The organism is Pseudoflavonifractor sp. 60 (genome assembly GCF_009911645.1).
Taxonomy (GTDB): domain Bacteria; phylum Bacillota; class Clostridia; order Oscillospirales; family Oscillospiraceae; genus Lawsonibacter.
Genome location: NZ_QWKI01000258.1, coordinates 1 through 9,167 on the forward strand (window position 1 = coordinate 1; position 9,167 = coordinate 9,167).

The following is a 9,167-nucleotide window of genomic DNA, read 5'->3' on the forward strand; positions in this document are numbered from 1 at the left end:
GGCCGCCTGCGGGCGGGACGAGGGATGAGCCCTGCTTCGCAGGGTCATAAAATAGCAGGCTAGGGTCGTCCCACCCTACAAAAGATACTTTACGAATGAAAGAGAAATTTTGTATTCAGTTTTATGCCGGGGCTGCCGCGCTCTGTGCGCCCCAGTTCTCCTGCAATGGTCCGCTTTCTGTGCTAGCCGTTAAACCTCCCCATGCCCCGGTCAATACCCTCTGCCAGGATACACTCCACCGCGTCGGCGGCCCGCTTGACGGCGGCGTCCATGTTTTTTTTGTCCTCTCCGGTGAACTTGCTCAGGACCCAATCGGCCAGGTCGTAGTCCGGGTGGGGCTTTTCTCCCACGCCGACCCGCAGGCGGGGAAACTGGTCGGTGCCCAGATGCTGGATGATATTCTTCAGCCCGTTGTGGCCGCCGGCGGAGCCCTTCATCCGGATGCGCAGCCGTCCCGCTGCCAGGGCGGTGTCATCGGAGATCACCAGCACATGGTCGGGGGGCACCTTGTAAAAATCCAGCGCCTGGCGTACCGCCTCTCCGGACAGGTTCATATAGGTGATGGGCTTCATCACCAGCACCTTCTCGCCGGAGATGGTGAGCACGTTGGTCAGCGCCTTAAATTTCAGCCGCTGGATTGGCTTGTTCTGCCGCTCCGCCAGCTCGTCGGCCACCATATAGCCCACATTGTGCCGGGTATTCTCGTACTTGTCCCCGGGGTTGCCCAGGCCCACCAGCAGCCAGCTCACGCCGCCCGCGTCTTTTTTAAAAAACATGACATTCACCTCTATGACTTGTCCGCAGTGGGGACAGCTGCGTAAAATGGGGCAGGCAAACGCCCACCCCAATTATTTTTACAGGAACAGGGGAGACACGGAGGTCTCCATATAGATGTGGCTGATGGCCTCGGCGAAGAGGTGGGCCACAGAGATGTAGCGGATCTTGTCGCAGTGGACGTCGGGTTTGGCGGGGATGGTGTTGAGGAAGACCACCTCGTCCAGTACGCTGTCCTGAATGCGCTGGACCGCAGGGCCGGAGAGCACGCCATGGGAGGCGCAGGCGGTAACGTCCCTGGCGCCGCCGATCTCCACCAGCGCCTTGGCGGCGTGGCACAGGGAGCCGCCGGTGTCCACCATGTCGTCCAGCAGGATGACCCGTTTGTCCTTCACGTCGCCGATGATGTTCATCACCTCGGAGGAGTTGGCCTTCTGCCGGCGCTTATCCACAATGGCCAGCGGCATATTCAGCTTCTGGGCGAAGGCGCGGGCCCGGGCCACTGAGCCCACGTCGGGGGAGACAACCATGGTGTCGTCCCTGTTGTCCTTAAACTTGCGGTTGAAGTAGTCCACAAAAATGGGGGAACCCAGCATATTGTCCACCGGAATGTCGAAAAAGCCCTGGATCTGGTTGGCGTGGAGGTCCATGGTCAGGACCCGGTCGGCCCCGGCGGTGGTAATCAGGTTGGCCACCAGCTTGGCGGAAATGGGATCGCGGGGCTTGGTCTTCCGGTCCTGCCGGGCGTAGCCAAAATAGGGGATCACGGCGGTGATCCGGCCGGCAGAGGCCCGTTTCAGCGCGTCGATCATAATCAGCAGCTCCATCAGGGCGTCGTTGACGGTGCCGCTCTTTTCGTCCTTGACAAAGGAGCAGGTGGACTGAACCACAAAGACGTCGGAGCCCCGGACCGTCTCATAAATCGAGGCGAAATTCTCCCCATCCGAAAACGCGCCCACCTCTGAGTTGCCCAGCGGAATGCCCAGCTCCTTGCAGATGTCCTTGGCCAAGGCCGGGTTTGAGTTGCCCGTGATGATTTTGATATCCTTCCCGTGTGCGATCATTTCCTACATCCTCTCATTTATTTGTACCGGCGGCGCCGGTCCCCATCCTATTCCCGTATAAAACCGCTCTTTTATGCCTTCCTGCCCTTTAGCCGCCGGTTCTCCGCGGCCCAGCCCTCCTTGACCTGCTGACGCTGCCGGCCCACGGCCAGAGCGTCGGGCGGCACATCTCGGGTCACTGTGGTGGCGGCGGCAATAAAGGCCCCGTCTCCCACCTGGACCGGGGGGACAAGGTTGGTGTTGCAGCCCACAAAGACGTGACTGCCAATGGTGGTGCGGTGCTTTTGGAAGCCGTCGTAGTTGCAGGTGATGGTCCCGCAGCCGAAGTTGCACTCGTCCCCCACGTCGCTGTCCCCCACATAGGTCAGGTGGGCCATCTTGGTCCCTTTGCCCAGAACGGAGTTTTTCAGCTGGACAAAGGCTCCGATGTGGGATCCCTCCCCCACCACGCAGTGAGGCCGGATGTGGGTATAGGGGCCGATCTGACAGTTTTTCTCGATGGTGCTCTCCTCACACTGGGAGGCATTGATGGTGCAGCCCTGGCCCACCGTGCAGTCGGTGAGCATTACCTGGGGGCCGATCTGACAGTTTTCTCCGATGACTGTCCTTCCACGGAGGATCGTCCCGGGGAGCAGCAGAGTTCCCGCCCCCACCGTGACCTCCTCCTCCACGTAGACGGCGGCGGGGTCCATCATCAAAACCCCGGCCTGAAGCAGTTGTTCCCGTTTGGCCTGAAGCGGGGCAGAATCCTTATACATAGTGTTCCTCCAATCAAAGGATGGGTTGCCACTGGCATTATAACATACATTTTTCCATTTTTCTACCATTTGAAAATGTTTTTCCAAAGATTCAAAAAAACAGCGTTTTGCCTAAAAAGCCAAAATGCGGCAAAAACCGCCCCCTGATTCCAGAGAGGGCGGTCAAGTGTCTTTTATTGGCAGACAGGGACCAGCGGACGCACCCCCAGCCGGTCCCGCAGGCGGGAGGGGCGGCAGATGCGGGAGATCTCCAGACCGGCGCACACAGTGTCTACCAGGTCCACCATCCAGGCCTCCAGCGAGCGGGGCAGGGCGCCGCCCAGGGGCCACATATGGGACAGGATAATGTTCCGTTCCTTGGGGGTGAGGGGGGTAAGGGCGGCGGCGTTTCGGGCGGCAAAGCGGGGGTGGTCGAAGCACTGGCTGCCCGGGTGAGCGGACTTGTCGCGGGAGTCGTAGAGATACAGGTCGTGGAGCAGGGCCCCCCGGACGGCGGAGCGCACATCCAGGTGAAGCAGCCGGGCCAGACGGTAGGTGCTGAAAGCCACAAACAGAGAGTGGTCCAAGGTGGTCACCGGTCCGTGGTGCTTCCACCGGCCCATCATCCGCACCTGGTCGGAGTCCAGCAGCTCCCGGGTTAGGGCGACAAACTCACGTTCCCGCAGCCTGCGTTTTTCATGGCTCATGAATATCAGTCCTTTCCTGCCCCTTCTGGGGCATTGTAGAATACTGACCCCATCATACACCATCTGCCTGCCCTTGTCATCTGAAAAATTTTTACAATTTTATCGGATCTGTCCCTGGCCTTTTATTACAAATTTGAAGGAACACAGCTCCGCCAGCCCCAGGGGGCCCCGGGCGTGCAACTTTTGTGTGGAAATTCCCATCTCGCAGCCCAGGCCAAATTCTCCGCCGTCCGTGAAGCGGGTGGAGGCGTTCCAGTACACCGCCGCGCTGTCCACCTGAGCCAGGAAGGCCCGGGCGGCCCCTTCGTCTTCGGTGACAATGGCCTCGGAGTGGCCGGTGGAGTGGGCCCCGATATGCTGGACCGCCTCCTCCAGCGCGCTCACCGTCTTCACCGCCAGGATATAGTCCAGAAATTCGGTGTCGAAGTCCTCCTCCCCGGCGGGGATGCCCTGGATGATTTGGGCGGCGGCCTGGTCCAGCCGCAGCTCCACCGGGCGGCCAAACCGGTTGTGCTCCAGCCGGTCCTTCAGCCTGGGCAGAAACTCCCCGGCAATCTCCCGGTGGACCAGACACACCTCGGCGGCGTTGCACACGCTGGGCCGGGAACACTTGGCGTTCTCCACAATGTCCAGGGCCATATCCAGGCCGGCCTCCTTGTCCACGTAGATGTGGCAAATGCCGGTGCCCGTCTCCAGCACGGGGACGGCGGCGTTGTCCACACAGGCCCGGATGAGCCCCGCACCCCCCCGGGGGATGAGCAGGTCTATATAGCCCCGGGCGGCCATCAGCTCATTGGCGGAGGCCCTGGTGGTGTCCTCCACCAGTTGGAGGGCGTCGCCGGGCAGGCCCGCAGCGGACAGCCCCTCCTTCAAAGCGGCCACAATGGCGGCGGCGGAGCGGTGGGCCTCCTTGCCGCCCCGGAGCACGCAGGCGGAGCCCGCCTTCAGGGCCAGGGCGGCGGCGTCAGAGGTGACGTTGGGTCGGGACTCATAGATGATGGCAATCACCCCCATGGGAACTGCCGTCTTCTCAATCACCAGACCGTTGGGCCGTTCCACCCGGCTGAGCACCGCCCCCGCCGGGTCGGGGAGCTCCGCCACCTCCCGGACGCCCTGGGCCATGCCGGCGATGCGCTCCGGAGTCAGGGCCAGCCGGTCCAGCATGACCTCGGAGATGGTTCCCCGGGCCGCCTCCATGTCCTGTGCGTTGGCCGCCAGAATGTCCTCACAGCGGGCCTCCAGGGCGTCCGCCATGGCCAGCAGCGCCCGGTTTTTCGTGTTTGTGTCCGCCAAGGCCACAGCGCCCTTGGCGGCTTTCGCCTTTTGGAGCAATTCCTGTGTCGTCATAGATAATACACCTCATTGTTTCGATCAGAGATATGGGCTGCACCCTGTAAATGCTGCCGTACCGGGCTGCGGATTCAAACCCTTAGAGTGCTGTCAGGGCGCAGGGAAAAGTTCTTTCGCTTCCTTTCTTACAAGAAAGGAAGGCCCGTCCGGCGAGGACACATCAGTGGGGCCAGACCAGACTGACGGCGCACAGGGCCAGGGAGGCGGCCATCACAATATCCACCGCTTTCCGGTGGCTGGCAAACAGCTTTTGCAGGGAGGCCCCGGCAAAGAGCCACACCAGATTGCACACTGGCCCGGTGAAGGGGAGGAACAGTCCCACCGGCAGCAGGGCCCACAGGGAGCTGTTGTAGGGGAGCACATAGCCGCTGAGGGCGGTGATACAGAAGATGATGACCTTCACGTTGGTCACCTGGACCAGCAGTCCGCTGTGGAAGGAAGGGGCTGCCGGGTCACTGTCCGGGTCAATGCCGCTGGAGCGGAGCATGTGCCAGGCCATCCACAGCAGATAGGCCGCCCCGACCCAGGCCAGCATCCCCACATATTCATTGAGCGCCGCCCCCAGCAGCCAGGTAAGGGCCACCGCCCCCATGGCGTCCAGGAAGAAGCCGGTAAACAGTCCCCGCCACTGCCTCAGCGCCGGGCCCCGGCCATAGCGCAGGGCGGCGCTGAGAGAGCAGAGATTGGCGGGTCCAGGGGTTATGCCCCCCACGAAACAATAGACCAAAAAGCTGGGGATCAACGAGACCGGCATAGCTGCCACCTTCCTTTTTCCAGAGTGGCTCTATCCTAGCAGAAAAAATATCATTTGAAAAGCGAATGTTTTTAAAGTATACTATTGATAATTCCGATGATTGGAGGCCTTTCCCATGGAGCTGAAAAATCTGCGCACCTTCCAGACCGTTGTGGACCGGGGCAGCTACCAGAAGGCGGCGGAGTACCTGGGCTACACCCAGTCCACCGTAACCGTCCACATCCAGCAGCTGGAGGAGGAGCTGGGCGTCCCCCTCTTTCAGCGGGTTGGCCGGCGTATGACGCTGACTCAGGCGGGGGAACAGGCCCTGGACCAGACCCGGGAGCTGCTGCTGGCGGCGGAACGGCTGTCCCAGCTGGGGCTGGAGCGGCAGGCCCCCTCCGGAACCCTGCGGGTTGACATGGCGGAGACCCTGCTGTGCTACAAGATCCAGCCGGTGATCCAGAAGTTCCGGAAGCTGGCCCCCCAGGTGCGGCTCATCATCCGCAGCCGCAACTGCCTGGACATCGCGGAAAATGTCCGCTCCGGGGCCTGCGACCTGGGGGTCGGCTACGACATGGACTGGAGCCGGGACGTGCTGGAGGTGGAGCCCATGGGGGAGTACGAGGTGATCTTATTGGCCTCTTCGGAGTTCTGCCATCCGGATTTTGTAACCCACAACCAGCGCAAGCCGGTGTCCCTGGTCACCGACGAACCGGACAGCATCTTCCGCCGCCGCCTGGAGGAATACCTCCGGGAGCGGGACATCACCCTGGACGCAACCCTGGAGCTGTGGAGCATCGAGACCATCAAGCGGTGTGTCATGTCCAACCTGGGCTTCACCTATCTGCCCCGGTTCGCCGCCCAGGGGGAGCTGGCAGACGGGAGGCTGGTAGAGCTGATTGCCCCCATCTCCGGCGTCCGGTTCCCGACCCTGTGCGCCCGGCACAAAAACCGCTGGATAACCCCGGCTATGGAGCTGTTTATGAAGCTGCTGCGGGAAAATCTGCGGGCGGAATAAGGGTCAGCGCTGGCCGAACCGGCGGCGGAAGGGGGCGATATTGCCCGACTTCCCGGGGCGCTCCAGGATGGAGAAGGTGACCGTCTCAAAAAAGTGCCCCCAGCCCTCCTGGTCCAGCAGCTCCTGCCAGGAGCGGGCCACATCCTCCGGGTCGTTGCGGAAGACCCCGCAGCCGTAGGCCCCCAGAATCAGGTCGGTACAGCCCCACTTGGCGAACAGGGCCAGGATCTTCTCCATCCGGCCCTTCATGATCTCCTTGGCCCGCTCCGCACTGTCCCCGTTGCGGAGGACAATGCCCATGTTGACGGCGGGGGCGGTGATGACCGGACAGGTGACGCAGTCCTCCGTCAGGGCGAAGCCGCCGGTGCGGAAGAAGGTCACGTCGCCAATGAGCATGGTGTCGGTGTATACCGGGTCCCGTTTGGCCCGGTTGATCTCATAGTACTGGGGTCCCGCGCCGGTGGTCTGGGTTTGGTACAGGTTGGAGCAGAAGGCCAGGCACTCCTCCTGGGCCATGGAGCCGTTGAGGAACCCGCCCCCAGGATTTTTGGCGGAGGCAAAGTTCAGGACCCCCAGCCGGGGACACAGGGGCTCTCCCTGGGCCAGGCGGAAAATGGCGTCCACCGTCCCCTCGCCCCGGACCTCCACCTGGGCGGCGGGGCTGTCGGGGGCGTAGGTCAGCTCCGCCGCCAGCTTGCCCAGCGCCTCGCCCGTCCACAGCTCTGTGGGCCGTGCGGCGTCAAACATGACCACCTGCCCATTCACATGATAGCGCCCCAGCCGGCTGATCTCCACCGTCTCTTGGGCCAGAGCCTTCAGCTGTTCACGATTCATCAATGTTCCTCCTTCCGGCCCAGGAAGCGGGTCCCCACCGCCTTGCCCTCGGCAATGTCGTAGAGCCGTTCCGGGTGTTCTCCGTTGGTGATGACCATGTCACAGCCCCGGCTGGTGACCATCTGGGCCGCCCGCAGCTTGGTCTCCATGCCGCCGGTGGCCAGGTCGCTGCCCTTGCCCCCCGCCAGCGCCTGAATGTCCGGCGTGACCTCCTCCACCACGGGGATGAGCCGGGCGGCGGGGTCCTTCCGGGGGTCGGCGGTGTACAGGCCCTCAATGTCGCTGAGGAGCACCAGCAGGTCTGCCCCCACGGAGCAGGCCACAATGGCCCCCAGAGTGTCGTTGTCACCCACCTTGATCTCGGCGGTGGCCACCGTGTCGTTTTCGTTGATGACGGGCAGAGCCCCCAGCTCCAGCAGCCGGGCCATGGTGTTTTCAAAGTTCTGCCGCCGGTCGTCGTGGTCCACGTCCTCGCCGGTGAGGAGGATCTGGGCCACCGTGTGGTTGTACTGGGAAAACAGCTTGTCATAGGTGTACATCAGCTCGCACTGGCCCACCGCCGCGGCGGCCTGCTTGGTGGGCATATCGGCGGGCCGGCCCGGCAGATTCAGCTTGCCAACCCCCATGCCAATGGCCCCGGAGGACACTAAAATCATCTCGTGCCCCGCGTTCTTCAGGTCGGACAGCACCTTCACCAGTTCCTCCACGTGGCGGATGTTCAGCCGCCCGGTGGCGTGGGCCAGGGTGGAGGTGCCTACTTTTACTACAATACGCATCTTCTTAACTCCTTCTCATCTTTCTTCTTTTCTTTTTTGAAAAAAGAAAAGAAGCAAAAGAAAAAACTTCCGGAAAAAACTCCGCCTGCGGCTGCGTTTTTTCTCTGCCCTCTCCTGCAAGGCAGTCAATTCATAAGAGCCAGCCGGTTATCTGTGACGGATAACTGGCTGTTCCGTTATTTGGAAAGCTGGCATAAGAGGGCAGGACGCAAAACGGAGCTTGCGGAGTTTTGCGTAAAAGTTTCTTTTTTCGCTTCCTTTTTTCTTTTCAAAGAAAAAAGGAAGAAGCAAGTTATTTGAGAAGCAGGGTCTTCTCGTAAGCCGCGATGACCGCGTTCATGGCGGCGGCGCGGAAGCCGTGCTCCTCCAGAGCCCGGACCCCCTGGATGGTGGTGCCGCCGGGGGAGCAGACCGCGTCCTTCAGGGCGCCGGGGTGTCTGCCGCTCTCCAGCACCATGCGGGCGGAGCCCTCCAGCATTTGGGCGGCGTAGGCCAGTGCCTTGTCCCGGGGGAGCCCGCAGGCCACGCCGCCGTCGGCCAGGGCCTCTATAAACAGATAGGCGAAGGCGGGCCCGCAGCCGGACACTGCGCTGGCCGCGTCGATAAGCCCCTCGGGGACCGGGTCCACCAGGCCGGCGGGGGCGATGAGGGCGGCGAAGCCGTCCAGCTCCTCCACCGTGGCTCCCTGGCCGCAGTACTGGACCACCCCCGCTCCAATGGCGGAGGGGGTGTTGGGCATCATGCGGATGACAGGGCAGTTCATGTCCGCCAGGTCCTGAATGCGGCGGCAGGACAGCCCGGCGGCCATGGTCACCAGGACAAAGCGGTCCTCCCGCTGTTTCAGGATGGGGGTCAGGGGAGCCAGCACCAGCTGCATCATCTGGGGCTTGACCCCCAGGAAAATCAGCCTGGCGGTGCGGGCGATCTCCTCGTTGGTGGAGACGGCGGCCCCCTCCAGCTCCGCCGCCAGCTTCTCCGCCTTGGCGGGAGTGCGGTTGGACAGCAGGATGGTCTCCGCCAGTCCGCTCCTCGCCGCCGCCTTGGCTATAGCCGAGCCCATATTGCCAGTGCCGATAAATCCAATGGTCATAAAATCCTCCTATTACAATAGAATTACGGTTCAAGGCACGGCAGCCAGCCGTGTCTTTTTCCGCATTGTTGCCAAAGCTGT

10 protein-coding genes are annotated in these 9,167 nt (G+C 62.2%); 1 reads left to right on the forward strand and 9 read right to left on the reverse strand.

Annotation, left to right across the window (positions count from 1 at the left end; all coding sequences use genetic code 11):
• Positions 1-182: 182 nt before the first annotated feature.
• The 6 genes from pth to D1646_RS21090 all read right to left on the reverse strand — a co-directional run bounded on the left by pth (position 183) and on the right by D1646_RS21090 (position 5,386).
• Positions 183-776 (reverse strand): aminoacyl-tRNA hydrolase, encoded by a 594-nt coding sequence (gene pth / locus D1646_RS21065; RefSeq protein WP_160638330.1) that lies wholly within the window; start codon positions 774-776, stop codon positions 183-185.
• Between the two features lie 78 nt (positions 777-854).
• Entirely contained in the window at positions 855-1,838 is a 984-nt protein-coding gene (locus D1646_RS21070; protein ID WP_160638331.1) for a ribose-phosphate pyrophosphokinase, read from the reverse strand.
• A 71-nt stretch (positions 1,839-1,909) separates the two neighbouring features.
• Positions 1,910-2,596: a DapH/DapD/GlmU-related protein gene (locus D1646_RS21075; protein ID WP_243154287.1), complete on the reverse strand. Its 687-nt coding sequence runs from the start codon at positions 2,594-2,596 to the stop codon at positions 1,910-1,912.
• A gap of 173 nt (positions 2,597-2,769) precedes the next feature.
• On the reverse strand, positions 2,770-3,282 hold the full coding sequence (locus D1646_RS21080) for an HD domain-containing protein (protein ID WP_160638333.1): 513 nt from the start codon (positions 3,280-3,282) through the stop codon (positions 2,770-2,772).
• A gap of 99 nt (positions 3,283-3,381) precedes the next feature.
• Positions 3,382-4,629, reverse strand: a complete 1,248-nt coding sequence (locus D1646_RS21085) for a glutamate-5-semialdehyde dehydrogenase (protein WP_160638334.1) — start codon at positions 4,627-4,629, stop codon at positions 3,382-3,384.
• A gap of 163 nt (positions 4,630-4,792) precedes the next feature.
• On the reverse strand, positions 4,793-5,386 hold the full coding sequence (locus tag D1646_RS21090; RefSeq protein ID WP_160638335.1) for a LysE family transporter: 594 nt from the start codon (positions 5,384-5,386) through the stop codon (positions 4,793-4,795).
• A gap of 115 nt (positions 5,387-5,501) precedes the next feature.
• On the opposite strand from D1646_RS21090, the gene D1646_RS21095 reads away from it, so the two are divergent.
• Complete coding sequence (locus D1646_RS21095; RefSeq protein WP_160638336.1) at positions 5,502-6,386, forward strand: LysR family transcriptional regulator; 885 nt, start codon at positions 5,502-5,504, stop codon at positions 6,384-6,386.
• 3 nt (positions 6,387-6,389) lie between these two features.
• Here D1646_RS21095 and D1646_RS21100 read toward each other — a convergent pair whose 3' ends face one another.
• The 3 genes from D1646_RS21100 to proC form a co-directional block, all read right to left on the reverse strand.
• The gene (locus tag D1646_RS21100) at positions 6,390-7,220 is read right to left on the reverse strand and encodes a TIGR02452 family protein (RefSeq protein ID WP_160638337.1); all 831 of its coding nucleotides are present in this window, start codon (positions 7,218-7,220) and stop codon (positions 6,390-6,392) included.
• On the reverse strand, positions 7,220-7,996 hold the full coding sequence (gene proB / locus D1646_RS21105) for a glutamate 5-kinase (protein WP_160638338.1): 777 nt from the start codon (positions 7,994-7,996) through the stop codon (positions 7,220-7,222). Before proB ends, D1646_RS21100 begins: the two co-directional genes overlap by 1 nt.
• Before the next feature lie 292 nt (positions 7,997-8,288).
• Complete coding sequence (gene proC, locus D1646_RS21110) at positions 8,289-9,086, reverse strand: pyrroline-5-carboxylate reductase (RefSeq protein WP_160638339.1); 798 nt, start codon at positions 9,084-9,086, stop codon at positions 8,289-8,291.
• Positions 9,087-9,167: the final 81 nt, after the last annotated feature.

Coding starts and splice junctions, on each gene's coding strand:
- proC (WP_160638339.1), bottom strand. CDS start 9,086: ATGACCATTGGATTTATCGGCACTGGCAATATGGGCTCGGCTATAGCC.
- D1646_RS21070 (WP_160638331.1), bottom strand. CDS start 1,838: ATGATCGCACACGGGAAGGATATCAAAATCATCACGGGCAACTCAAAC.
- pth (WP_160638330.1), bottom strand. CDS start 776: ATGTTTTTTAAAAAAGACGCGGGCGGCGTGAGCTGGCTGCTGGTGGGC.
- D1646_RS21080 (WP_160638333.1), bottom strand. CDS start 3,282: ATGAGCCATGAAAAACGCAGGCTGCGGGAACGTGAGTTTGTCGCCCTA.
- D1646_RS21075 (WP_243154287.1), bottom strand. CDS start 2,596: ATGTATAAGGATTCTGCCCCGCTTCAGGCCAAACGGGAACAACTGCTT.
- proB (WP_160638338.1), bottom strand. CDS start 7,996: ATGCGTATTGTAGTAAAAGTAGGCACCTCCACCCTGGCCCACGCCACC.
- D1646_RS21095 (WP_160638336.1), top strand. CDS start 5,502: ATGGAGCTGAAAAATCTGCGCACCTTCCAGACCGTTGTGGACCGGGGC.
- D1646_RS21100 (WP_160638337.1), bottom strand. CDS start 7,220: ATGAATCGTGAACAGCTGAAGGCTCTGGCCCAAGAGACGGTGGAGATC.
- D1646_RS21085 (WP_160638334.1), bottom strand. CDS start 4,629: ATGACGACACAGGAATTGCTCCAAAAGGCGAAAGCCGCCAAGGGCGCT.
- D1646_RS21090 (WP_160638335.1), bottom strand. CDS start 5,386: ATGCCGGTCTCGTTGATCCCCAGCTTTTTGGTCTATTGTTTCGTGGGG.